The sequence below is a fragment of the Chitinophaga sp. NPDC101104 genome (genome assembly GCF_050277495.1).
Taxonomy (GTDB): Bacteria; Bacteroidota; Bacteroidia; order Chitinophagales; family Chitinophagaceae; genus Chitinophaga.
Genome location: NZ_JBNNSF010000002.1, coordinates 716,781 through 739,939, shown reverse-complemented (window position 1 = coordinate 739,939; position 23,159 = coordinate 716,781). Strand labels below are relative to the sequence as shown.

Annotated in this window: 27 protein-coding genes; 8 read left to right on the top strand and 19 right to left on the bottom strand. The window is 53.0% G+C overall.

Translation table 11 applies throughout. The features are described from left to right. Positions 1 to 93: 93 nt before the first annotated feature. From ACQKLP_RS21725 to ACQKLP_RS21710, 4 genes are all read right to left on the bottom strand, one after another. Positions 94 to 1,092, bottom strand: coding sequence for a DUF2167 domain-containing protein (locus tag ACQKLP_RS21725; protein ID WP_427325058.1), 999 nt, complete (start codon positions 1,090 to 1,092; stop codon positions 94 to 96). Positions 1,093 to 1,123: 31 nt separating this feature from the next. Next, positions 1,124 to 1,564: a hemerythrin domain-containing protein gene (locus tag ACQKLP_RS21720; protein WP_427325057.1), complete on the bottom strand. Its 441-nt coding sequence runs from the start codon at positions 1,562 to 1,564 to the stop codon at positions 1,124 to 1,126. Beyond that, positions 1,564 to 2,850 carry a prolipoprotein diacylglyceryl transferase gene (locus ACQKLP_RS21715; protein WP_427325056.1) on the bottom strand — a complete coding sequence of 429 codons (1,287 nt, stop codon included), beginning with the start codon at positions 2,848 to 2,850 and terminating at the stop codon, positions 1,564 to 1,566. Before ACQKLP_RS21715 ends, ACQKLP_RS21720 begins: the two co-directional genes overlap by 1 nt. Positions 2,851 to 2,994: 144 nt before the next feature. Then, the gene (locus ACQKLP_RS21710; RefSeq protein WP_126248878.1) at positions 2,995 to 3,408 is read right to left on the bottom strand and encodes a BrxA/BrxB family bacilliredoxin; all 414 of its coding nucleotides are present in this window, start codon (positions 3,406 to 3,408) and stop codon (positions 2,995 to 2,997) included. Positions 3,409 to 3,627: 219 nt separating this feature from the next. Between ACQKLP_RS21710 and ACQKLP_RS21705 the strand changes: the two genes are divergently transcribed. Both ACQKLP_RS21705 and ACQKLP_RS21700 read left to right on the top strand, forming a co-directional pair. Further along, positions 3,628 to 4,068: an Hsp20/alpha crystallin family protein gene (locus tag ACQKLP_RS21705; RefSeq protein ID WP_341840543.1), complete on the top strand. Its 441-nt coding sequence runs from the start codon at positions 3,628 to 3,630 to the stop codon at positions 4,066 to 4,068. A 289-nt stretch (positions 4,069 to 4,357) separates the two neighbouring features. Beyond that, positions 4,358 to 5,089, top strand: a complete 732-nt coding sequence (locus ACQKLP_RS21700; RefSeq protein ID WP_427325055.1) for a hypothetical protein — start codon at positions 4,358 to 4,360, stop codon at positions 5,087 to 5,089. On the opposite strand, the gene ACQKLP_RS21695 is transcribed toward ACQKLP_RS21700, so the two are convergent. The 3 genes from ACQKLP_RS21695 to ACQKLP_RS21685 all read right to left on the bottom strand — a co-directional run bounded on the left by ACQKLP_RS21695 (position 5,090) and on the right by ACQKLP_RS21685 (position 8,386). Next, positions 5,090 to 5,512, bottom strand: a complete 423-nt coding sequence (locus ACQKLP_RS21695) for a nuclear transport factor 2 family protein (RefSeq protein WP_427325054.1) — start codon at positions 5,510 to 5,512, stop codon at positions 5,090 to 5,092. Positions 5,513 to 6,039: 527 nt separating this feature from the next. Then, positions 6,040 to 7,440, bottom strand: a complete 1,401-nt coding sequence (locus ACQKLP_RS21690; protein WP_341840546.1) for an arginine decarboxylase — start codon at positions 7,438 to 7,440, stop codon at positions 6,040 to 6,042. Positions 7,441 to 7,756: 316 nt separating this feature from the next. Continuing rightward, entirely contained in the window at positions 7,757 to 8,386 is a 630-nt protein-coding gene (locus ACQKLP_RS21685; protein WP_427325052.1) for a WbqC family protein, read from the bottom strand. A 329-nt stretch (positions 8,387 to 8,715) separates the two neighbouring features. On the opposite strand from ACQKLP_RS21685, the gene ACQKLP_RS21680 reads away from it, so the two are divergent. Beyond that, entirely contained in the window at positions 8,716 to 9,171 is a 456-nt protein-coding gene (locus ACQKLP_RS21680; RefSeq protein ID WP_427325051.1) for an LEA type 2 family protein, read from the top strand. Positions 9,172 to 9,984: 813 nt separating this feature from the next. Then, positions 9,985 to 10,497, top strand: a complete 513-nt coding sequence (locus tag ACQKLP_RS21675; protein WP_427325050.1) for a hypothetical protein — start codon at positions 9,985 to 9,987, stop codon at positions 10,495 to 10,497. 8 nt (positions 10,498 to 10,505) lie between these two features. Here ACQKLP_RS21675 and ACQKLP_RS21670 read toward each other — a convergent pair whose 3' ends face one another. Both ACQKLP_RS21670 and pyrE read right to left on the bottom strand, forming a co-directional pair. After that, on the bottom strand, positions 10,506 to 10,880 hold the full coding sequence (locus ACQKLP_RS21670) for a heavy-metal-associated domain-containing protein (protein ID WP_341840549.1): 375 nt from the start codon (positions 10,878 to 10,880) through the stop codon (positions 10,506 to 10,508). 54 nt (positions 10,881 to 10,934) lie between these two features. Next, positions 10,935 to 11,570: an orotate phosphoribosyltransferase gene (pyrE, locus tag ACQKLP_RS21665; RefSeq protein ID WP_427325049.1), complete on the bottom strand. Its 636-nt coding sequence runs from the start codon at positions 11,568 to 11,570 to the stop codon at positions 10,935 to 10,937. Positions 11,571 to 11,617: 47 nt separating this feature from the next. Between pyrE and ACQKLP_RS21660 the strand changes: the two genes are divergently transcribed. Together ACQKLP_RS21660 and ACQKLP_RS21655 are read left to right on the top strand one after the other, a co-directional pair. Then, positions 11,618 to 12,253 carry an NUDIX hydrolase gene (locus ACQKLP_RS21660; protein ID WP_427325048.1) on the top strand — a complete coding sequence of 212 codons (636 nt, stop codon included), beginning with the start codon at positions 11,618 to 11,620 and terminating at the stop codon, positions 12,251 to 12,253. Next, complete coding sequence (locus ACQKLP_RS21655; RefSeq protein ID WP_427325047.1) at positions 12,250 to 12,969, top strand: class I SAM-dependent methyltransferase; 720 nt, start codon at positions 12,250 to 12,252, stop codon at positions 12,967 to 12,969. Before ACQKLP_RS21660 ends, ACQKLP_RS21655 begins: the two co-directional genes overlap by 4 nt. Here ACQKLP_RS21655 and ACQKLP_RS21650 read toward each other — a convergent pair whose 3' ends face one another. From ACQKLP_RS21650 to ACQKLP_RS21635, 4 genes are read right to left on the bottom strand one after another with little or no spacing between them, the layout of a single operon-like run. Then, entirely contained in the window at positions 12,970 to 13,410 is a 441-nt protein-coding gene (locus ACQKLP_RS21650) for a hotdog fold thioesterase (protein ID WP_427325046.1), read from the bottom strand. A 13-nt stretch (positions 13,411 to 13,423) separates the two neighbouring features. After that, complete coding sequence (gene coaD, locus ACQKLP_RS21645; RefSeq protein WP_427325044.1) at positions 13,424 to 13,906, bottom strand: pantetheine-phosphate adenylyltransferase; 483 nt, start codon at positions 13,904 to 13,906, stop codon at positions 13,424 to 13,426. A 10-nt stretch (positions 13,907 to 13,916) separates the two neighbouring features. Continuing rightward, positions 13,917 to 14,480, bottom strand: a complete 564-nt coding sequence (locus ACQKLP_RS21640) for an RsmD family RNA methyltransferase (protein ID WP_427325043.1) — start codon at positions 14,478 to 14,480, stop codon at positions 13,917 to 13,919. Then, entirely contained in the window at positions 14,471 to 15,367 is an 897-nt protein-coding gene (locus ACQKLP_RS21635) for a DUF3822 family protein (RefSeq protein WP_427325042.1), read from the bottom strand. Before ACQKLP_RS21635 ends, ACQKLP_RS21640 begins: the two co-directional genes overlap by 10 nt. Positions 15,368 to 15,512: 145 nt before the next feature. Between ACQKLP_RS21635 and ACQKLP_RS21630 the strand changes: the two genes are divergently transcribed. Then, positions 15,513 to 16,847, top strand: a complete 1,335-nt coding sequence (locus ACQKLP_RS21630) for an MATE family efflux transporter (protein WP_427325041.1) — start codon at positions 15,513 to 15,515, stop codon at positions 16,845 to 16,847. A 5-nt stretch (positions 16,848 to 16,852) separates the two neighbouring features. On the opposite strand, the gene ACQKLP_RS21625 is transcribed toward ACQKLP_RS21630, so the two are convergent. The 5 genes from ACQKLP_RS21625 to ACQKLP_RS21605 all read right to left on the bottom strand — a co-directional run bounded on the left by ACQKLP_RS21625 (position 16,853) and on the right by ACQKLP_RS21605 (position 20,960). After that, entirely contained in the window at positions 16,853 to 17,608 is a 756-nt protein-coding gene (locus ACQKLP_RS21625; protein ID WP_427325040.1) for a hypothetical protein, read from the bottom strand. Positions 17,609 to 17,716: 108 nt separating this feature from the next. Then, positions 17,717 to 18,067 (bottom strand): dihydroneopterin aldolase, encoded by a 351-nt coding sequence (locus tag ACQKLP_RS21620; protein ID WP_427325039.1) that lies wholly within the window; start codon positions 18,065 to 18,067, stop codon positions 17,717 to 17,719. Positions 18,068 to 18,123: 56 nt separating this feature from the next. Next, complete coding sequence (gene trxB, locus ACQKLP_RS21615; protein WP_427325038.1) at positions 18,124 to 19,071, bottom strand: thioredoxin-disulfide reductase; 948 nt, start codon at positions 19,069 to 19,071, stop codon at positions 18,124 to 18,126. A gap of 44 nt (positions 19,072 to 19,115) precedes the next feature. Then, positions 19,116 to 19,940: a DUF4249 family protein gene (locus ACQKLP_RS21610; protein WP_427325037.1), complete on the bottom strand. Its 825-nt coding sequence runs from the start codon at positions 19,938 to 19,940 to the stop codon at positions 19,116 to 19,118. Positions 19,941 to 20,102: 162 nt separating this feature from the next. Continuing rightward, entirely contained in the window at positions 20,103 to 20,960 is an 858-nt protein-coding gene (locus tag ACQKLP_RS21605; RefSeq protein ID WP_109698810.1) for a sigma-70 family RNA polymerase sigma factor, read from the bottom strand. A 392-nt stretch (positions 20,961 to 21,352) separates the two neighbouring features. Here ACQKLP_RS21605 and ACQKLP_RS21600 point away from each other — a divergent pair, with 392 nt between their 5' ends. Further along, a complete protein-coding gene (locus tag ACQKLP_RS21600) occupies positions 21,353 to 22,369 on the top strand; it encodes a threonine aldolase family protein (RefSeq protein ID WP_427325036.1) in 1,017 nt (338 codons plus the stop codon). A gap of 74 nt (positions 22,370 to 22,443) precedes the next feature. Here the strand turns inward: ACQKLP_RS21600 and ACQKLP_RS21595 are convergent, their stop codons facing one another. Beyond that, complete coding sequence (locus ACQKLP_RS21595) at positions 22,444 to 22,965, bottom strand: hypothetical protein (RefSeq protein ID WP_427325035.1); 522 nt, start codon at positions 22,963 to 22,965, stop codon at positions 22,444 to 22,446. Between the last annotated feature and the right edge of the window lie 194 nt (positions 22,966 to 23,159).

Here is a 23,159-nt window from a genome sequence, read left to right as displayed (position 1 = left end):
GTACCTGGATGCGCCGCAAAGCCACCGCGTGCTCGAAGAGCTGTGGGGAACCCCGGCGCCGCGCGCTTCATTATATATTACGTACCTCCCTGATCAGGATTTCTGCACTTCTTCTCCCTGCGGTTGCTCCGCCAACTCCGGCGCCGCTTCCGTCGCCACTTCTTCTTCCTTCCTCCGGCGGCCCCTGATCCATTTCCACAAACCGGCACCGGCGGCAATCAGCCCCATCACGATCAGTTTCCCGAATTTCGCCAGGATGGCGAAGAACCCAACCTTAGCCAGCACCTTTCCTGCTACCAGGCCACCCACCGTCCAGGCGGCCACTTCATCCACCTTCGGATCGAAATCCGCATAGGCATGGCCGCTTTCAAATGTGGCGGATTTCAAAATCCCGGGGATGTTTTTCTTGATCTCCGGCAACTGGTCCATCGTTCCGATGGCGCTCATCACCAGCACGCCCTTACGACCCAGGATGCGCAAATGGTAGTTGAGCGTACGCTTCTCCGCGTCGCTCGCCTGCAGCTCCATGGCCCAATGCAACGTTTTCGTATTCGAATCGTAGAAAGGCGCCGCCGCCCATCCGATGGTACTGATCGTCTGCAATCCCTGCTCCTTGCGCAGCTTGTTGGACGCTTCGTCGTCTTCCTTCATGCCCTTGAGCACGTCGTCATAGTCCATCTTGTCGGCATCCTCGTCTTTCACATATCCCATTCCGTCGAAACTGATATCGAACGCCCAGGAAGCATCGTCCAGCGGACCGTACTGCTCGGGGAAGATCATGCCCATGGTTTCGCCTTCGAGGTTTCCCCACAGCTCTTCGAGCACGCGGTGGCTTTGCGGCGCATCCAGGTACTTGAAACCTTTCGGCACCTCAAGGGTAACCCCGTGCGACAAGGTGATCTTACCGGTTTGGTACTTGAAGGTTTTGTGGACGGAATCGCGGTATTGCTGCACGGCGGCGGCAATTTCCGCTTCGGAGGCTTCGTCCGTTTGCTCCTGCCCTTCGCCGGCTCGTGGACCGCTCGTGTCCAGCTGCGCGAATGCAGTCGAGAATGTGGCCATACATGCGGCCACCAGGGTAACAGTTCTCATGGTATGAGGGATTTTGATTTGGTTTTGATCTTTATTCTTCTTTCCCTTCGTCCAGCCGCAGGTTGGCGATGACGTCAGGCAATAATTCCTGCATTTTTTCGAAAACGGTCCGTTCTTCTTTGCGGATATGCGCTTCCAGCGCCCTGGCCAGCTGGTCCATCCCTTCCACCAGATCGCTGCTGTCTACCAACGCGCTGTACATCCCGGAAATAATGCGGTGCTCTTCGGCCAGTTCGTCGATCATCACGTCCAGCTCCGGTACGGATCCGCGGCATTGCTCGAACAGGTGATCTTCTTTCTGGATATGCGGCACCATCGTTTCCTGGAATACTTTGACCATGTACTTCATCTTCGACGCAGCATCGAGCGGGAACCCCTCGTACGGCGCCGCATCTTTCTTGAGATAGCGGCACACGAAAAGGAGTGTTTTATGCTCGTGCGACAGCGGTATGAGTTTCGGATGGCGTTGCATTATGCAGGATTTTTGGAGGTGGGCGCCGTTTTACGGGCGTACCAGATCAGTGCGGCGCCACCGATCACCAGCAAGCTGGAAATCAGCTCCGCCTGTGTGGGGTGGAAGCCGAAAATGTCGTATTTGGTGTTGACGCGGATCTTTTCCACGAAAAATCTTTCCAGTCCGTTCAGAATGAGATAGATACCGAAGATCACGCCGGGTGTGGTCACCTTCTTACGGATGCCCATGAGCACGAGGAAGAACGCACCGCAGACGATGATCTCGTATAACGGTGTCGGGAACACGCCAACCGGTAGCGCGCTGCAATACTCCCCTTCGCAACCGGGCAGCCGAACGCCGTCGTTCACGACGTTGTGGGGATAGTTATAGGCCACGAACCAGTCGGGCAGGAAGCCCAGTGCCGCGGGTTTCGGATAATATTTGTGGGGCACGTGCTCGATGGAGCCGAAGTGCCGGCTGAAGTATTCGGTTTCGCGCTCCATCACCTGCTGGTATTGCGCCGGCGCCACCTGCTCGATCTGGCCGGCGGCATTGGTAATGTAGGCGCTGTTGTTGATGCCCCAGTCGCCGTCGCCGGAAAACTGGCAACCCATCCTCCCGATCGCATAAGCGAGCATGAGGGCGGGCCCGGCACTGTCTACCAGGTGTTTCCAGTTGATCTGTTTTTTGGCGGCGTAGCGGATGATGACATAAGCCGCTACGATGAGCCCTCCGTAAAAGGTGAGCCCGCTGGCGGAAAACAACGACCCCCAGGGATCGGCGGTGAATTCGCTCCAGTTTTCCAGGTTGTGGAAGATCTTGGCGCCGATGAGGCCGGCCACCGCCGCCTGGATGGTGAAGTCGGGAACGCGCTGGTGCGGCCAGACTTTCACTTTTACCTGCCGCGGCGTGGGCAGTGCCTTTTTCTTCTTCGTATAATATTTATAATACGCCATCCCGGCGGCTACGAGAAGCCCTCCGACGAGACTGCCCTGGGCCGACAACAGGTACTCCCTGAAATCGCCGATTTTGCCGAAAGCGCCGAAAAATTTGAAACCGATGATGAAACCGATGACTGCACTAACGAGCAGATCGGCCACGGATGCGGGCTTGCCTTCGATGATGGTTTCGTCTACCGGTTGCAGCAACCCGAGCTTTTCACGCCGGCGCAATTCCGACGTAAGCACCCAGGCAGCAGCCAGGAAGGCCAGCGCCACGAAGAAACCAAAGGTCTGAACGATTTTAAGTTTGGGCAGCTCTACCCCAAAAAGATCCCTGAACGCGTAATATAAGTTAGGATACATAGGCGAAAAAAAAATGGTGATCTGAATTTTCCTATGAACAAAGCCGAATCAGTCAGTCGGAAAATCAAACCACCAAGTTACATTGCAAATATGAATTTCCCATTAACCGGCTTAAAAAACCATGTAACGGGAAGCAACAAACGATTAGCAGTACTCGTCAAAAGCAGCCACCAGGTTGGTTGCGATCATTTGGGCGGAACGGCCCTCGATCATGTGGCGCTCAATGAAGTGTACGAGCTGACCGTCTTTGAAAAGCGCGATGGAAGGCGATGACGGGGGGTAAGGCAACAGGTGCGTGCGGATCTGCTGAACGGCGGCACTGTCGAACCCGGCGAAGGAGGTCGTCAGTCTATCCGGCTTCTTCTCGCTGGCGGCAACGGCCATCAGTACGCCCGGACGGGCGGTACCGGCGGAGCATCCGCAAACGGAATTGATCACCACCAGGGTGGTACCTTCCTGTTTCAATGTTTCTTCCACTTTCTCGGGAGAAAGCATTTCCTGAAATCCATTATCTGTTAATTCTGCCTTCATCGGCATCACGAGTTCCGCAGGGTACATATATTTTAGTTTTGTACAAAGGTAATATTATATCGAGATACTTCAATTAGTTCATTATTTTTGTCATTTTGTCCGGAAACAACAAACCAATTTGACATTTTGTCCGGTAAATTCGCCAAAAACTGGCTTTTTAACCGATTTCCGGCATTGGTATCCCATTTGATCTGTAGGAAGCGTAACCGTAAAACAAAATGGTTTAACGCATAAAAGATAATAAGTATGACACTCGTAAAATTCAATCAGCCCGCTAAAACCTTCCATGGTCTTGTAGACGAACTGTTCAATGGTAAATTCCTGAACAGGGATTTTGCCACCTCCGATTTCTACGGCGCATCTTACGCCCCGGTGAACATCTCCGAAACGAAAGATGGCTATGCTTTGGAAATCGTAGCCCCCGGCTTCGCCAAGGAAGACTTGAAAATCAAGGTCGACGGCCCTACGCTGACGATCAGCGCCGAAAAGAAAGCCGAAACCAAAGACGAAAACGAAAAACACCTTCGCCGCGAGTTCAGCTTCCGCTCCTTCTCCCGCTCCTTTACGCTGGATGAGAAAGTGGACGCTTCCAAAATCAACGCGAAATACGATAACGGCGTCCTGCATCTGACCCTGCCTAAAAAAGAGGCCGCACAGGAAACCGTAAAAGAAATTATAGTTGCATAAGGGTTAGGAATAGTTGCGATTTGTTGTGATTTGAATTCATAATACAAATACAACAGTAAAGAGGGCCGCCTTGTCTAAGGCGGCCCTTCGTTTTTAACGGCTCCGAAACTCCCACAAAAGTTCCATTCCCCGGCGCGGAAATCCTATTACCTTGTGTATGAGCTATTTATTGGAATATCCCCTTTTTATGTCAGCAAATAAGAGCAGCAAACCTACATTGTATACTGCCATTTACAACGCTGTGTGCGGAATGGTCACGGGAAAGCTTATACGCAAATCGGCCTGCGCCTTGGAACATGCGCGCATCTCGATGGTTTTCGACTACATTTTCTTCTACACCCTGATGCTGCTGCCCATTATGGCGGCACTGGTATTCCTGCAAGACCTGCCCAATCTCATCATCACCACCTCGTTCCTGCTCGCGTTCCTGTTCTGTGGAGGGCTCATGTATTCCGGCGCGCCATATACGATGGTGGGCATCATGGCGGCTTTGAGCACCTTGCTCATCCCCATGGCCTGCTCGTTCATGAACGATATGGACCTATCCCCCATTTATGCTATCCCCTGGCTCATGGCCTGCATGCTCGGATATTTCATTCTGCCCCTGCGCGCTTCGCTGTCCATCATGGCGGTCCTTTTCGCATACCTGGGCGTGGTGGCCTGGATGAAGCTGGATAATTTCCGCGTCAGCTTCCCGCCAACCTATTCGGCGCTGGACCGCTATATCGCCACGCCATTCCTCATGCTGGGGTACTTGCTGATCATCCTGCGGGTATGGGGCGTGTATTTCCGGAACATTTTCCGCCTGGAGCGGGAGCAGACGCTGCAGAAGCAACAGGAGTTCTCGGCGCTGGTGAACCAGAACCTCATCAAGCAGTTCCTGCTCGTTAAAGGCCTAAGCCGCTCGGGGAAGATCGATTTCATGGAAGGGAATACCGATCTGATCGACGCCCGTTTCAGCGAGATCGAGAAACAGTGCGAATCCGCCATCCAGTTCCTCGGCCAGCAACCGGAGCCCTGATCAGGGACAGTTTTCTTTCCGGCGGGTATCTACCAGGTAAAGGACCTTCCATCCACCGGCGGATTTATACAGCTGGAAGCTGTTCACCCCGCAATGACTGTACTTTTCACCCAGGTAAAACTTGTAGGGCGTCCATACGCTGGCCATCGGCCCATCCACCAAAACCTGCCCAAACTCGATCCGCTCATCCCACACGTCCGTGTGAGGCTTTCCTACAGCTGTTATAAAGTCCTGCGCGGGCATCGTATGCACCTTTATCTCCCCTGTTTTGGACGCTGCAACGGTCTGCATCAGGGCCGCATCATGGAAAACAGCCTTTACCAACGCGCTGTCGCCCCGCTTCATCCCTTCAAACAGTTGCCTGACAACGCTTTTTACGGCTTCGGCGTCTGAATCCTGCGCCGAGCTTCGATAAGAACACATTATTAAAATTATCAAGGGGACAATTCGCCGGAACGGCATGGGATTGTTTTTTGATTGTTGGCACATGTATTTTGAGGTTTTAAAAACGGCTGTAACGAAAAAATTGTAAAAAAGTTGTTAAAAGATACAACTAAGTGGTATTTGCGGCAGCAAGAACGGTTCCTATTTTTGATAATAATAAATCCATCGTAACCTATTGCCTCTATACTGAAATGTTCCAATTCCCGCATACCTTGAAATGTCCCTTTTACCTTATGCCATGAATATTCCATTTCATCCCTAACGCTATGAATGTTGGATCAATCTATCCTATGAAATTATAGGCTCTCCTCCTGGAGAGCCTATTTTTATGGTGTTATCCGTTTTAACGAAAGGCGGAAAGAGCGGCTATCGGTCACTTAAATTACGAACCGGGTACGGCTTGGCCGGGCCCAAAATGGACGAGCGGTCGAATTCCGGGGAGGGCATAAAAAACGAAACCCCTCGGAGAACCGAGGGGTTTTTAAGTGGATTACTAACCCATATTTTTAATAACCCAAAATTTTCAGCATGCTTTGAGCGGTTTGCTCTTTCGCGTATAGCCAATCTTTTAATTGTCCGTTTTTGTCGTGCCCGACGATCACGTGCTTGGGCGACGGGATGAGGCAGTGCTTGATGCCGCCGTACCCGCTCAGCTGGTCCTGGTACGCCCCGGTGTGGAAAAAACCGATGTACAGCGGTTCCTGTTCGCCGGTCAGCTTCGGGAGGAACACGGCGTTGATGTGTTCTTCCGAGGTGTAGAAATCGTACCCATCGCAGGTGAGCCCGCCGAGGTGCACTTCCTGGTACTCCTGGTCCCATTTGTTAATGGGCAGCATGAGGAACTTCTCCCCGATGCCCCAGGTGTCTGGCAGGGTCGTGATGAAAGAGCTGTCGATCATGTACCAGGCTTCACGGTCGTTCTGCATTTTCTCGCCGAGCACGGAGTAGATCACTGCCCCGCTTTCGCCTACCGTGAAGGAACCGAATTCCGTATAGATGTCCGGCACCGGTACTTTGTTCTTTTTGCAAACGCTCTTGATGTTGGCTACGATCTCGTTTACGATGTAAGCGTAATCATAGTCGAACCCGAGGGAGTGCTTGATCGGGAAGCCGCCGCCGAGGTTGATGCTTTCCAGTTCCGGACAGATCTTCTTCAGCTGGCAATAGAGGTTCAACACTTTGTTGAACTGGCTCCAATAAAATATATCGTCTTTGATGCCCTTGTTCATAAAGAAGTGGAGCATCTTCAGTTCGAACTTCGGATTTCCTTTCAGCTTGTCCACGTAATATTCGAGGATGTCGCTTTTGGCGATGCCGAGGCGGGAGGTGTAAAAATCAAAGGTGGGCTCTTCCTCGGCGGCGATACGGATACCCAGTTTAACGGGATCTTTGGTCCGCACGAATTTGGAATAGTCCTCCAGTTCCTCCTTGTTGTCGAGCACCGGGATCACGTTTTTGAAACCGGAGTTGATCAGCTTGGCGATGGCCCGGGTATAGGTCTTTGTTTTATACCCGTTGCAGATCACGAAGGTTTCCTTGTTGATCTTCTTACGTTCATAGAGCTTGTTAATAATGTCTATGTCGTAAGCGAACGACGTTTCGATGTGGACGTTCTGCCGGAGCACCTCGTCCATGATGAACGAAAAGTGAGAACTTTTGGTACAGTAGCAATAGTAATAATTGCCATCATACTTGTTCTTCTTTATCGCATCCTGGAACATCTTTTTCGCCCTGCTTACCTGCATCCCGATCTTGGGAAGATAGGTCAGTTTGAAAGGGGTGCCGTATTTGTCGATCAGCGCCCGCATGTCCAGCCCGTTGAAAAACAGGTTATTCTCCTTCACATCGAATCCTTCCTGAGGGAACTCGAAGGTCTGGTTAACCAGGTCCGTGTAGGTGTTGTTCATTTAAATCTGTGAATGAATTTCTAAGGTCAAAAAATTAATACACAATAAATGAGCTGGAAACTTCTGGTTTTAAGTTGAAACAAGTCACAACACACCTACGTAAGTCGTTCCCCAGCAAAATCGGATGCAAATCTACTATTTTGTTCCAATGGATTCCCAAAAAATTTCGATCTTTTTTACGAATGGGGAATAACATTGTTATTATACTGTACAGCAATCACTTATACTATATTACATAAAGTATTTAATTAGCTGGGAGCAGCTTTTCCGGCGCGGGAGGCCCGGGGTTGACATTTCTTTTACAATCCCTTCATAATCATTTCAGTAACTCCAAACCCCTTTTCCCTTCACAGAATAACAGATCGAGGATGCTAAGGTTCGGCAAAAAGCCGGTCCTTTCCCCAAAAACCTGGGTGTATTCGACGGGATTTTCCGGGACCTGGCCGGGGACCATTTTATCGCGGAAGTCCAGGATGGTGGTATCATTATTATAGTCCTTCTCAAAAGCGTCCGTCATTTCCACGAGAGGCGCAAACCCGAGGGCGCGGTTGGCGAACTCGAAGCAGGCCAGGTTCCAGTCGAGCAGATATTCAAATTCCTTTTCATATAACATTTCCAGTTCCGGCTCGAAATATTCGAACCATGGGGAACGGCGGTAAGCGGAGGTGAGGGTTTTCCAATGGAGTTGCTGCCAGGGCTCGAGGTTGGAAATGCGAACGTCTTTCATGACGGTCCGCTGGTTTTTTCCTTTCACGAGCGGAACACTCAAAAGGATCATTCCGTTGGGCCCGGCGATGTAGCAACGATTACGAAAACTGACCTTCTGATAGTGCTCCATGCGCTCAAAACGCACTTTTTCGCATTCAATTAAAGTTTTATAGAAGCTGATAGGCGGAAAATATTGACTTTCAATGAGTAATATTTTGCTTTTCTGCTGTTCTGCCATACTGTCTATTTTAATTTTCCGGTGATGTAAATCCACATGAAATGGGCGGTTACAATTAAATAAAAAGCTTTTGTTAATACACTTCAACTTCTTGATTAACAGCTCATAGAATTTTAATAAATATGCTATTAATATTAGCAATCGCTCAATTCACGTAAAATGTTAAAAGTCAACAAAAATACTAAAGATATTAGTCTAAAAAATCGCTGATTTTTGACTGATTTTATTTAAAGTAAAATTTCAAGTAGACGGGCCGCTCCCAGCCCGGTTTTTAACTTAATTTTTGGAGGGATTTGTCGTAGGTTTGGTGGAAATTTTCAAACGCCGTCATGAAGCAGGTAACCTGGTATTTTATGATCCTTCTCGTTTGGGGTGGGGTCAGCGCATGTGGAAAAATGAAGGACCTGGAGTTTATCCGGGTCGCGAGTTTCGATATGGAAAATCTGAGCTTTTCGAAAAGCACGGTCAAAATCGAACTGGCCTATTACAACCCGAACAATTTTTCGCTCCGGTTGAAAGATGCCGAATTCGACGTTTTTCTGGACGACACGAAAGTTGGCCATTCTTTACAGGACACCTTAATTGACATCCCGGCGCGCGATACTTTTTATTTTCCGGTAAAGCTCCAGGTCGAAATGGGGAATGTTTTCAAGAACATGCTCGGCGTTTTGGCGAACAAGGAGGTAACTATTAAAGCCGCCGGAAATTGCAAAGTCGGCAAAAAAGGGGTGTATCTTCCCTTCCCGATCCGCTGCGAAACGAAACAGAAACTCGACTTTTTCTGATGGAACAACTGAATTTTTGGGACCAGCTTATTTCGGTTTTTGCGCCGGCCGTTCAATTTCTCGCGACGTGGTTTTTCGGATTTTGACGCTTTTTTTTTCAAATTCCGGCATCTGGCATCCAGCGTATTTTACACCTGATTTTTATATTTCGACAATTCGAACTACAGTAATTAAAGCCATCCTTTCCGGGTGGCTTTTTTGTTTTCCGTGCGATTTTATGATATCGCTGCCAGCTTTTCCGGCACCCTGTCCACCGGATTTCGTCCTTGGTTTTACCGGTTTAAGCGCCGGGAAAGCGGTCTATCCCACCCTGAAAAACCCATTTTCCGATCCCAAAATCCAATGGTCATGACGTCAAAAATGAGTTTTTCAACGCCCATTTTCTCATCATAATTACCCGATTTTCTGTCTTTCAACGACGCCTAGACCGTCGAAACCAATTCGGAAATGCCAATTTTATTATTCGGATGACGGATCGATCGGCCGTCGAAAACCCGTCTGCCCGACTTCAAAAACCTGCCGGAAATCGTTGATTTGGGACACTGCTTTGAAGAAGGTAAAATTGTACTTTTCGAGGATCGGGGTATTTTGAAGGCTGCTCTTCCCCTATCGATCGGGCTCACTTTTTTTGCACAGGAATTGAGGTGCAGGGGGATTTGTGCCACACAAAAGCGGCTATCCGAATCAATCCTATTCGCCGTTTTTGAGGGTCAAAATTGGGCAATACCAGGAAATTCCAGGTCGATCTCCGGAGGTTGGCGACCTAAAAAACCACCGAACGCAGTCAATCAATTTCGGTATTTTGCCTGGATCATGAACCAGTCTTTCGCCCAGCTGATCCGAAATTTACCCGTCACAATCGCGTTTTCTTTACTGATGATTTGGTGTATTGCCGGCCCGGTGGAATTCAATCTTACCATCTATTTGCCGATCAAACTGCTGATCATTCTCGTCATTTTTATCGTATCCGTCCCCCTAATTGACGCGCTCGTCCGGAAAAAATATACTGTAAATGACGCAGCTTTCATCCGCGCGCGACCATTAAAATGGCCTTTTTCCCTCCGCCGGGAGCGCCGGTTCTATGAAGTATCCACTCCTTTCCGACTCAAAATCGCCAGTAAAATTGGGTTGAAAAACCGCCCGACCGCATCCAAAATCCGCTTTTACCGGAGCTTTTTAGGTATTTATAGACCCTTTGATTTCCTATCCTCCGGCTTCAGATTAATGATTATTCTCACATCAGAATCATCCTTCACCTTTTGCCCTGACTCCGCCGGGCACAAAAAAAACCGCTCCGGCAAGCCGGAGCGGTCGAATTCGGTATAATTATATAACTAGTGTTTCTTCTGGACAGGGCCTCCACCGTCTTCCGGTTTCTTGCAGCACTTGGGCAGGTCGTTGTAGGAATCCGCATTGGCTGTCACATCGTCCGCATCGTACCCAACGTTCGCAATGGCGGTCTTGATGTTCTCGATATTGGTGCGGTCGGTAAAATACTTCACCGTCGCTTCCTTCTTCTTCACGTCCACCACCATGGATTTTACCCCCTCTTCTTTCAGGAAATACCGCTGGATCGCGTCTTTGCACATATTGCACTGAACGGAAGGCACCTTGATCTTCGCCGTTACCAGCGTTCCTTTCTTCGCCTGGGCCATCGCGGAACCAGTCACAGCCAGCAGCAGCACCAGCATCATTTTAATGATACGCATAGGATGAATAGTTTTTAATCGCTCACAATATACGATTTCATCGCAATATATCGGCTATTTCCCCCACACATCGGGAGCCGTGCGCCAGGCTTGCAATGTAGCCTGTTCGTCGGGGCCCACCTGGCCTTTTTCCACCGCCAGTTCGATCAGGGCGGCGTAGTTGCTCAGGGAACGGAAGGGAACATTCGCCGATTCGAAAGCCTTCACGGCGATATCGAACCCGTAATTGAAGATAGACACCATCCCGATCACTTCGCCTCCCGCTGCGCGGATCGCCTGCACGGCTTCCAGGCTGCTTTTGCCGGTGGAAATCAGGTCTTCCACCACCACAACCGGCTGGCCCGGCTGCAACACCCCTTCGATCTGGTTGCCCATCCCATGCTCTTTCGGCTTGGAACGCACATAGATGAACGGCAGTTTCAGCTGATCGGCCACCATGGCGCCATGCGGGATGCCCGCCGTTGCCACGCCCGCGATCACCGCGGCTTCCGGCCATGTCTCGAACACTACGTTGCAAAGCTCGGACTTAATATAATCCCTGACATACGGATAAGACAATACTTTGCGGTTATCGCAATAAATCGGGGATTTCCAACCCGAAGCCCAGGTGAAAGGCTGGGCAGGGCTCAGTTTTACGGCTTGTATCTGTAACAGTTTCTCTGCTACCTGTTTTTCGCTGATATTGTTCATAACGGCGCAAAAGTACGATGAATAATGCAAAGGATTATTTTTGCGGCATGGAAACACCGATACATATATATATTAATGAACGCCCGCTCCTGATCGCCGGCCTCCATACACCGCTCCCCGCCGAATTTACAGGCGCCACCACGCTTTTCGATCCGCCCGCGGCCGAAATCGCCCAAACCATCGCCCTGCTGGAAAAGAACCAGCTCCCGGCCGTCGTGTTCCGCACCGGCGAAGCCGATGCCCTTCTCGAACAGGTCAAAAGCCATTTTACGGTACTCGTGGCAGCGGGTGGCCTGGTCACCAACGAAGCGGGAGACATCCTCCTCATGTTCCGCCGCGGCAAGTGGGACCTTCCCAAAGGTAAACAGGACGACGGCGAAACCCTCGAAGCCTGTGCCCTTCGCGAAGTCCAGGAAGAAACAGGGCTTTCGAACGTCACTCTCGGCCGCCTCATCACCGAAACCTACCATTATTATTCCCTCAAAGGAAAAAACATACTCAAGCACAGCTACTGGTACCGCATGCACTTCTTCGGCACGGAGCTCACCGTTCCCCAGATCGAGGAAGACATTATGGACATCCAGTGGATCAAGCCGGAGCACATCGCCCGGTACATGCCCTACTCTTACCAAAACATCGTGGACGTGCTCACCAAAGCCGGCTACACCGCCCAACCCTCATGAGCGCCCGGTCCCACTACGAAAACCACCTCGCCGCGTTCTACGCCTGGATGTCGGGGAATTTCGAAACGAAGCAACAGGAGCAGCAGGACTGGTTTTCCGGCCACGGCGTGCACCCGCGCGGCAACAAGGTGGCCATCGACCTGGGGGCCGGTCACGGCCTGCAGTCGGTTTCCCTGGCGAAGCTGGGGTTCACGGTGTTTGCCGTCGATTTTAACCAGCACCTGTTGTCTGAACTGAACGCCCGGGCCAAAGGGCTCCCTATCCGCACGGTGCTGGCCGACCTGAAAAATGTGCCGCAATACGCCACGGAAGCCGAGCTCATCACCTGTATGGGCGATACGCTCACGCACCTGGACAGTACCGAAACCGTCCGGGACCTTATCCGGCAATGGTCTGCGCTGTTACCGGCCGGCGGGCGCATTGCCCTGTCGTTCCGCGACCTCACGGAAGAACTCTTCGGCGAACAGCGGTTCATTCCGGTTAAAGCAGACGATCAGCGGATCCACACCTGCTTCCTGGAATACGGACCGGGATTTGTGCGGGTGTACGACCAATTGCTGGAAAAGCAGCACGGGGAATGGGTACAGAAAGTGAGCAGTTACCGGAAACTGCGTATGGGAGCGGATTTGGTGAAGGAAATGCTCGCAGGTGCGGGATTCCGCGTCGTGCAGCACGACGTCATCGCCAGGATGCAGTACCTGCTGGCGGAAAAATAATTACGCTTCTTTTCTTTTGGCCAGCACGGCTACGGTCAGCCGGCTTACGCAGACCAGCTTGTGATGGTCGTCGGTAATGCGGATGTCCCACACATGCGTGGCGGAGCCGATATGCAGCGGTGTGGCGATGGCGTGCACATACCCTTCGCGGACGCCGCGGACGTGGTTGGCATTGATCTCCAGGCCTACGCAAATCTGTTTTTCGGGATCGATGATCAGCGCGGAAGCCACGCTGCCCACCGTTTCCGCGAGCGCGGCCGATGCGCCGCCGTGCAGCAACCCGTACGGTTGCACCGTGCGATGGTCTACTGGCATCATTGCGCGCAGGTAATTCGGGCCAATCTCGGTAAACTCCATCCCTACCCAGGCGCCCATGGTATTGCGACCGTTCTCGTTCAGTTGGTCCAGGGAAATGTCCAGCGAAAACCAGATGGGTTTCATAGCCAAAGTTTTATTAAGAAAGTTTGGAATATTGGAGGGAAGACGACACCTCTTTCGGCAGGAACTGTGCCGCATCGCCGCCGTTCCGGATCACGTCGCGCACGAGGGTGCTGGCGATGGTCGAGAATTCGGGGGAGCAGGTCAGGAAGATGGTTTCCACTTCGTGGTCCATTTTGCGGTTGATGTCGGCGATCGCTTTTTCGTATTCGAAATCGGCTACGTACCGGATGCCGCGGAGGATGAACCGGGCGCCGATCTGTTTGCAGAAATTCACGGTCAGTCCTTCGTACGACGTCACTTCCACCGTTGGCTGGTCTTTATAAATCTCGCGCAGCCATTCCACGCGCTGTTCCACCGAAAACATGGGCACTTTGCCGGAATTGACGCCGATGCCGATCACGAGCTTATCGAAAAGCGGCAGGGCACGATCGATGATATCGGTATGGCCGAGCGTTACGGGATCGAAGGTACCGGGGAAAAGACAGATTCTTTGCATATGGTTTACGTTAATCGGCGGAAGGGGTTTTCAGTTCCTCCCGGTTGATGAAAATAGTAAAGATCGTGGTGCCATAGTGCCGTTCCGCGCGGAAATAGGGATAATGACGGAAATCGTTCCTGCGGGTATGTTCCAGCACGAACCATCCTTCTTCCTTCAGCATGCCTTTTTCAAAAACGAGCGTCGGCAACGCTTCCATGTTGCCCAGTTCGTAGGGCGGGTCGGCGAAAATGAAATCGAACGGGGCGCCGCCTTGCTGGAGGTATTTGAAAGCGTCCATCTTCACGATTTGCGTGCTTACGTCCAGCTGACCGGCTGTTTTGGCGATGAAACCCGCCATGGTATTGTCTTTCTCCACCACCGTCAGGTTCGTGGCCCCGCGGGAGGCCAGTTCGAACGTGATGCTGCCCGTGCCGCCGAAAAGTTCGAGGCAGCGCAGCCCGGTGATGTCGAGATTGTTTTCGATGATATTGAAAAGGCCGCCCTTCGCGATGTCGGTAGTGGGCCGTGTATGCGGCATGTTGGCAGGCGGATGGATGCGGCGCCCGCCCAGTGCGCCACCGATTATACGCATAACGCCAGGGCGTAAAGATTAAAGAATTGATGAGACGGCATGTCTACCATCTTCGGAATGTAGAGGAACCCGTCGGGCCGGTAAACCCATTCGATGCGCGGCAGGAACCGGCTGAGCTCGATGAAAACCTGTGAATCTTTCGTGAGCGACCCGCCGATCTTGATGCGCGACTTCAGCTCGCTGAGGCCCAGCTGCCGGAGGCTGTTCACGATATAATACACGATATCGAGGCCGCCACGGTGGGCGTATTGGTGCTGCATGAGCAATTGTCCGCCGGCGAAAATGGTCAGGGTAAACTGTTGCGCCTGCACTTCGGCATAGGCGATGCCTTCCGGCGCGGTGTGGTCCGCATCCTGGCGATAAGCCTTTAGCAAGGCGGTGTTGGCATGCGCCACATCGTCTGTCGAAAACTCCTTGCGCAGGAACCCCAGCATATCCTTATCCACCGAAAACACGTTCACCAGGCCCATATCCGGCAGTTCATCGGCCAGTACCGCGTCCTGCGTTTTGTGGGGCAGCGCGGCCTGGAGATAATCCTTCCGCAGCTGCTGCTGGTAAAACTCCCGCGGCACGAGGGTATTCTCTGCCGAGGAGAAAGCGAGCAGCACTTTCTTGAAAGCGGTGAAAAGCAGCCTGTCGGCGTCGAAGATCTGTTCGATCATTTCGAGGTCGGCCATGGCAACGGTCCTGGGCTGGTAGCTGTAGCTCTTCAGGGCCAGGAACTTGCGCTGCAGGGGCGCGAGCACGGCATAGCTGAATGTGCCGGAACCGATCATCACCAGCAGGGTGCAGGTGGTGAGGTCCGTTTCCAGCAGCGTCGCGTCGTCTATCGCGTAGGTGGGTTGTATGGTATATGCCACGGGCATGATCTGTCTGTTATTCCGCACAATAATAGTTAAAAATGTTGAGAACCACGGCCGCCGGGGCCTGCAAGATGACCCGCGGAGGCCCCGGAGGAATCGTTTTCGTCATTAATTCCTTGCCGCCGCATCCCAAACCGTTATTTTTGCCGGGTTTTTACGGTTTAACTATATGCAAGTCGAAGTAACGAACAGGCAGATCATCAAGATCGCCGGCCCCATATGTCTTTCCCTGATCCTGCCGCAGATCAATCACCTCACCAATGCCGCCTTCCTGGGGCACCTGGGCGAGTTCCCCATCGCGGTGAACGGCATCGCGGGGATTTATACGCTCGTCATCTACATGATCTCCTACGGGATCACGAACGGGATGCAGGTGATGTTTGCCCGGCGGACGGGCGAGCAGAACATCGCGGGCATGGGGCCCATTTTCAGCAACGGGCTGGTCCTGTCCATGGGCATGTCGCTCCTCGGTATCCTCATCACGGAAACCCTCGCCCCCGCGTTCTTCCGCGCTTCGCTGCACGACCCGCACATAATCGAGGCGGCGTCGGAGTTCACGCGCATCCGGATCTGGGGGCTCCCTTTCCTCATGCTCATGCGGCTTTGCACTTCTTTATATATCGGTACCGGCAACACGAAGCTGCTGGTGATCATTTCCCTTTTCCAGGAAGTCACCAATATCGTGTTCGACTACGGGCTTATTTTCGGTAAACTGGGCCTCCCCGCGCTGGGGCTCAATGGCGCGGCCTACGCCTCCATCCTGGCGGAGATCGCGGGTTTCGCAGCGGCCTGGGTGCTGCTCCTCATCGGTAAGTTCAATGTCAGATACGAGCTGTTCGCCCGCCTGCGGCCCACCTGGAGCGGTTGCCGGAGCATCCTGGTGATTTCCGCGCCGCTGGTCGTGCAATACCTGTTCAGCATCGGCAGCTGGCTGATCTTCTTCATATTCATCGAGCACCTCGGGCAGCGCCCCCTGGCCATTTCCAATATGATGCGGAGTATTTTCGGGCTGTTCGGGATTTTCACCTGGGCGTTCGGTTCCACCTGCAACACCATGGTTTCCAACCTGATCGGCCAGGGCCGGGAAAACGAGGTCATGACCATGGTCAAAAAGATCGCGAAGCTGTCCGTCCTCTGTTCCATCGCCATCTGCATCATTATCAGCATTTTCCCCACGCTTTGGCTGCGGATCTATACGACAGACGTTTCCCTCATGACCGAGGCCCTTCCGTCCATGTACGTGTGCATGGTGGTGATGATCCTCGCGTCCGTGACCGCCGTGGTGTTCAACGGCGTAACGGGAACGGGCGATACGCGGATCAACCTCGGCATCGAGATCATTGCCGTGATCGCATACCTCACGTATTGCGTGGTGGTCATAGAAAAGATGCACAGCCAGCTGCACTGGGCCTGGTTTGCGGAGTTCGTCTACTGGACGTCGATGGGCTCGCTGGCCTGGCTGTACCTGAAAAGCGGGCGGTGGAAAGGTAAAAAGCTGGCGTAGGGCCGTTATTGCATACTGTCGAGGAGCTTTTTGCACTCGGCTTTGTAGCCGGAATCGTCCTGGTAAATGGGCCGGAGGCGCATGGCTTTATTGAGGATTTCCATGGCCTGGGTTTCCTGGTTGTTCTGCCGGAAAGCGATGGCCAGGTCGAGGTAGTTGAGGATGAAGCCCGGCGTAAGCTGCCGGCATTTCTCGTAATTGGCGATCGCGTCTTCCAGCGTAGCGGCCGGCATTCCGCCGAAAAGCACCTTGGCGGCGGCTTTTTCGATGGAACTGAGGTTATAGATATCGAAATTCCATTTACCGAGCAGGTGGAAGGCTTCGCCGTAATCAGGCTTGAACTTGATGGCCAGGTCTACGTACTTCTTCACTTCCCTGGCGGCGGCCACTTTCTCCTTGGCGCCGGAAATCTGCGCGATGCGTGCCCAGGCAAGGGCCATGGCGTAGTTGGATTCGGGGTTCTCGACGTCCACCTTCATGGCTTCGTAAGCGAATATCTTCGCGTTGTTGAACCATTCCATTTTGGCGGATTTATCTTTCTGGCGGGCGCCTTCGCGGCTGCAGATGAGGCTGCTCTGGTTGAGGGCGGTCACGTTGCCGGGGTCTGCCTGGAGGATGTCTTTATATTGTTGCAGCGCCTCGGTCTCCTTCATTTGCAGGGTGAGCTGTTTGGCCTGGGCGAGCGATTCCTCGACCGTTTGGCTGAACGAAGCGAGCGCCAGCAGGGAGGCGCAACACAGTAAAAAGGTTTTCTTAAGCATAGGAACGAATTGAATTTAACAGGTCCCCAAAAATAAGGATTTTCCCAGCCCGGCCGCATGGTGGACATGGTTTCTACACGGGCGGCCGGAAATATAACGTTGCCGGCCTCAGTATTGTTTCTCCAAAGCCACGCAGGAGTAAGCCAGGTCTCCTCCGAACGGGGGCGCCTGCTTCCGCAGCGTCACCTTCGAATAGCTGATGACCGGAAAACGCGCCTTCACTTTCACGGAAATATCATGCACCACCTGTTCCAGCAACTGCTGCGGTACTTCCATCACTGCCTTCGAAATGGAAAACAGCGCTTCATAGTTCACGGATTCACCCAGCTGCGAAGGGTGTTCCGGCTCGGGCAACTGCACGAGCACGTCCAGCACGAAATGATTGCCGATGATGCGTTCCTGTTCGTAAAACCCGTGATGGGCGAAGAAACGGACGCTCTCCAACGCAATGGTCAGCATATGAAAAGATTAAAAGGAAAGGGCCGACGTTCCATCGGCCCTTTCGTATGTAAGATTTAGTGTCCTTTTGCGGAAAGGTAACGCTCGGCATCGAGCGCGGCCATACAACCGCTGCCGGCGGCCGTTACGGCCTGGCGGTAGTTCTTGTCCTGCACGTCTCCGCAAGCGAAAACGCCTTCCACGCTGGTTTTGGTGGTGCCGGGGATCGTTTTGATGTATCCCTGCTCGTCCATGTCCAGCTGGCCGTTGAAGATGCCGGAGTTCGGCTGGTGGCCGATGGCCACGAAGAACGCGCTCACGGGGATCGTTTTCTCTTCTTTGGTCTGGGTATTGAGGATGCGAACGCCTTCCACTTTATTTTCGCCTACCACTTCGAGGGTTTCGGAATTCCAGTATACCATGATGTTGGAGGTTTTGAGGACGCGGTCCTGCATTACCTTCGACGCTCTCATTTCGTGACGGCGCACGAGCATGTGTACATTGGAGCAGATTTTGGAAAGATAGAGGGCTTCTTCGGCAGCGGTGTCTCCCGCGCCAACGATAGCTGCTTCCTTACCGCGGAAGAAGAACCCGTCGCACACGGCGCAGGCGGAAACGCCGCTACCGTTGAGTCGCTGTTCGGACGGCAGGCCCAGCCATTTGGCGGAGGCGCCGGTGGCTATGATGATCGCATCGGCGGTGATGGTCTTTTCTTCATCGATGACAACCTTGTAGGGCTGCGACGAAAAATCTACGGAAGTGGCCATGCCATAGCGGATATCGGCTCCCATGCGGGCGGCCTGTTTTTCGAAGTCCACCATCATTTCCGGGCCCTGGATACCTTCGGGGTAACCGGGATAGTTTTCCACTTCCGTGGTGATGGTGAGCTGGCCTCCGGGCTGGATGCCCTGGTAAAGGACGGGCTTCAGGTTCGCTCTGGCGGCATAGATGGCTGCGGTGTACCCTGCGGGGCCGGAGCCGATGATCAGGACATGTGCATGTTCCTGGTTAGTGTTGTTTTCCATGCTGTTGTTTTCTGCTTGTTGGTTTGGTTTGGTTTTGATTTCGATTATTTAGGGATAATGATCCTTTCATATGTTACGCTGTAGCCACCCCAGTACCCTTTGGCGTTGGAGACGTTCCCCTTGGCGCGGGCCCCCGGCCCGAGGGGGTCTGCCCCTTTGGCCCAGGCTGCGCCTGCGCTGCGCCAGAAGTCGTACGTGTTGTGGTCTACGTTACAGAATTTCAGCCACACGGTGTCCCCTTTCGCCAGGGCGCCTTGCGGGGCGCCGCTCCTGTCCATCCCTTCTCCCAGCTGCACTTCGATGGTGCCTTTGCCAAGGGTTTCGGACGACAGCGGGTGCATGCCCGGCAGGTAATCCCCTCCGTTGCGGGCGGTGAAGTACCGGGCGTACCCGGTGGCGCTGCCGGTGAGGCGGGCCTTCAGTCCTGCTGGTCCCCACCAGGCCGAATCGAGCCGGAGGCGGACGGCGGGGATGGTGGTCATGGCGCTGAGGGTTTTTCCTTCCGAACGGATCGTCAAGGTATAACTTTTACCGTTTTCCCCGCGAAAAGCGTGTTGCCATTGCGCGGTGTCTACGGTATATACCCAGAACGGCCGGCCGGCGGCGTCCGTCAACCGGTATTCCCGCAGCGTTTGCGACTGCGGGCCGTTGGAGACGGAGATGACGGCGCCGTGCACCCATTCCCCGGCGGCCGGCGTTCCCGCGAAATAGGCGGGGTCGGCGCTGAGCATGACCATGGGGTACCCGTTTTCTTCGATGATGCCTTCCACGACGGGGAGGTTTTCTTCGGTTGACTGTCCTTTCTGTTCCTTTTCACAAGCCGATCCCATCAGATAGAGGAGGACCAGTGTAAAAGATGCCTTTCGCATAAGATTGCAAAAATAAAGGGTTGGGAGGAGAATTACGAATAGGGAAGGTATGAAAGGCATCTATGGGCCTATAACCGTTCTCTATGGGGTATAAAAAAAGCATCCCGCCGTTTCATAGGCGGGATGCTTTTATCCCAGAATCAATTAATTAATAGGTGTCGATTATCCCAAGTAGGATTTCAGTGCGCCGCTGTAGCGGGCTTTTTGGAGGCGTTTGATGGCCCTTTCCTTGATTTGGCGGATACGTTCCTTCGTCAAATCATACTTCTGTCCTATTTGTTCGATCGTTGCGCCGTTTTCGCCATCCAGACCAAAGTAAGCGTTCACGATTTCCGCTTCGCGGGGGCTCAGGGACTTGAGCACGCGGCGGATTTCTTCCCGGAGCGAATCCTGCATCACATCATCATCCGTCACGTCGCCACCTTCCAGGAGGTCGCCCATGGCTACGTCTTCCGCTTCGTGTACCGGAGCGTCGAGAGACATGTGGCGGGTATTGCTCTGGAAGATATTGTTGATCTCCGACTCGGACATTTCCAGGATTTCGGCGAGCTCTTCGGTAGAAGGTTCGCGTTCGTTTTCCTGTTCGAATGCCATGTAAGCTTTATTCGCTTTGTTGTAAGTGCCGATTTTATTCTGCGGCAGGCGGACCAGACGGCCTTGCTCTGCCAAAGCCTGCAGGATGGACTGGCGGATCCACCATACGGCGTAAGAGATGAATTTGAAACCCTTGGTTTCGTCGAACCGTTGTGCCGCTTTGATCAACCCTAAATTGCCTTCATTAATGAGGTCGCTAAGGCTTAAGCCCTGGTGCTGATATTGTTTGGCGACGGATACAACGAACCGGAGGTTCCCGGTCGTCAATCTTTCGAGAGCGCGCTGGTCCCCCATTTTAATACGTTGGGCCAGTATCGTCTCTTCCTCTGGAGTTAACAAAGGGATCTTCGAGATTTCCTGGAGGTATTTTTCTACCGCCTGCGAATCACGATTGGTGATCTGGGTGGCAATTTTAAGTTGCCTCATATGACTAAAAGTATTGGTTTACGAATATTATACTAACAAGCCGAAAGATAATTTTGTTGTAACATTTAAATGGTATATCTTACACGGTTGCGAAATTAGCCTGCAAAGATCGTGCTAATCCCCCACTCTTCCAAATATCACTGATATGGTTTTGATCTTGGGTTACGGACCGGGGTAAGATGCCTGTTACGCATTCATTGTCAATGATCGGGCACATTGTCATAACGGCATTTCTGCTTGTTCACTATAACAAAGTACATTGTATAAACGGATTTTAATAGCTTTTTAGTCGCTATTTTCAAGGCTTTATGCAAATTTTAACAATTGAAAAATATCTCAATTCAAATTAATATTCTCTCTAATTTATTCATCTTCTCATTGCAATTTTTTCAATGGATTTCAGAAGCGACACATTCACACAACCCACCCCTCCCATGCTGGAGGCCATGCTGAAAGCCCCCACGGGCGACGATGTTTTCGGAGAAGACCCTTCCGTCCGCGAATTGGAAGCCAGGATGTCAGCCCTTTTTGGCATGGAGGCAGCCCTTTACTGCCCTTCCGGCACCATGAGCAACCAGATCGCCATCAAAGTGCACACCCGGCCCGGCGATGAAGTCATCTGCTCTTCCCTCGCCCACGTCTATATCTACGAAGGTGGCGGCATCGCCTTCAACTCCGGCGCCCAGGCCCGCCCCATCGAAGGCGACCGCGGCATGATCTCCGCCGCCGATGTGGCAGCGGCCGTCAATCCGACAGACGATGACCACAAGGCCACCACCTCCCTCGTTTGCCTCGAAAACACCTCCAACCGCGGCGGCGGATGCTGCTACGACTGGGACGAGATCCTCCGCATCCGCGAAACCTGTAACCAGCACAACCTCCGCCTTCACCTCGACGGCGCCCGCCTGTTCAACGCCCTCCTCGCCACCGGCCAACCGGCGGCGGATTACGGGCGTACGTTCGACAGTATCTCCGTTTGCCTCAACAAAGGCCTCGGCTGCCCCATCGGGTCCGTTCTGCTGGGATCGAAAGATTTCATCCGCGAAGCCAAACGCGTCCGCAAGAAACTCGGCGGCGGCATGCGGCAGGCCGGGTACATGGCCGCAACCGGCATCTATGCGCTCGATCATCATATCGACCGCCTCGCCGAAGACCACGCACACGCCAAAACCATCGCGGCGGCATTGCTGGAACAGTCGTTCGTCGGGCATATGCTCCCCGTGGAAACGAACATCCTCATTTTCGACGTGCATGGCGACTGGACGCCCGTCAAGTTCCGCGATTACCTCGCCAAACACGGCATCCGCGTCATGGCCATCTCTCCCACCCAGCTACGCATCGTCACCCACCTCGGCATCACCGCCGATATGGTGAAGCATACCGTGGAAGTGATCCGGTCGATGTCGTGATGCACGGATAATAAGAAGACAATCGGAACGGCCGGCCGGGTGAACCCTGGCCGGCCGTTCGCGTGTTAAATTTTTTATAACGCTGCGATGCCGTAATAGCGCAACACTGCGGCATAATCGCTGTAATCCACCGGCGCAGCCTGGCGCGCGTTCGTGAAGGTATTTCCCGGCACCAGAAAGACGCGGACCTTCCGGAATTTCACGGGCGTTACGTAAGGCGCGCCTGCGGGCGTCATGAGGCGGATGGCCAACGTGTATGCCGATGGCGAAGCGGCCGACTGATAGATCAGGAAACGCGTTTCGTAAGTGGCCCCGGAACCTACGCCGGGCATGGGATACCAGGCGCTTTCCAGCTCCGCTTCGGGATTGTAGTACACGAGGATCAAACTGGAATCCACTTTCCCGCGGGATACGTTGAGCGTTAGGTTGAGCGCGGTGGTTACGGTTTGCGGCCCGAAATTGAACACCGAAACGTCGGCGTTGCCGTCTTTCCCGTTGTCGCCCTTAGGGCCGGGATCACCTTTTTTGGAACATGCGGTCAGCAATACGAATACAAGGGGTAACAAGGTGCGGAATGTAATTGGAAACTGCTTCATAATCGGTTATATATGTGTTTTTGTGTGCGCTGGGGGTAAACATTTCGGGACCGGGACTGCACGGAATTCGGGGATCGGGCGCAAAGATATCGTGTATCTGCATCCACCGGCTACCAGAATGAAAACCGGCGCGATTTATTTCATTTGCGGCGTTGAAATCGGAATAGCCGGAAATCATTGATAAAAAAAGCGGC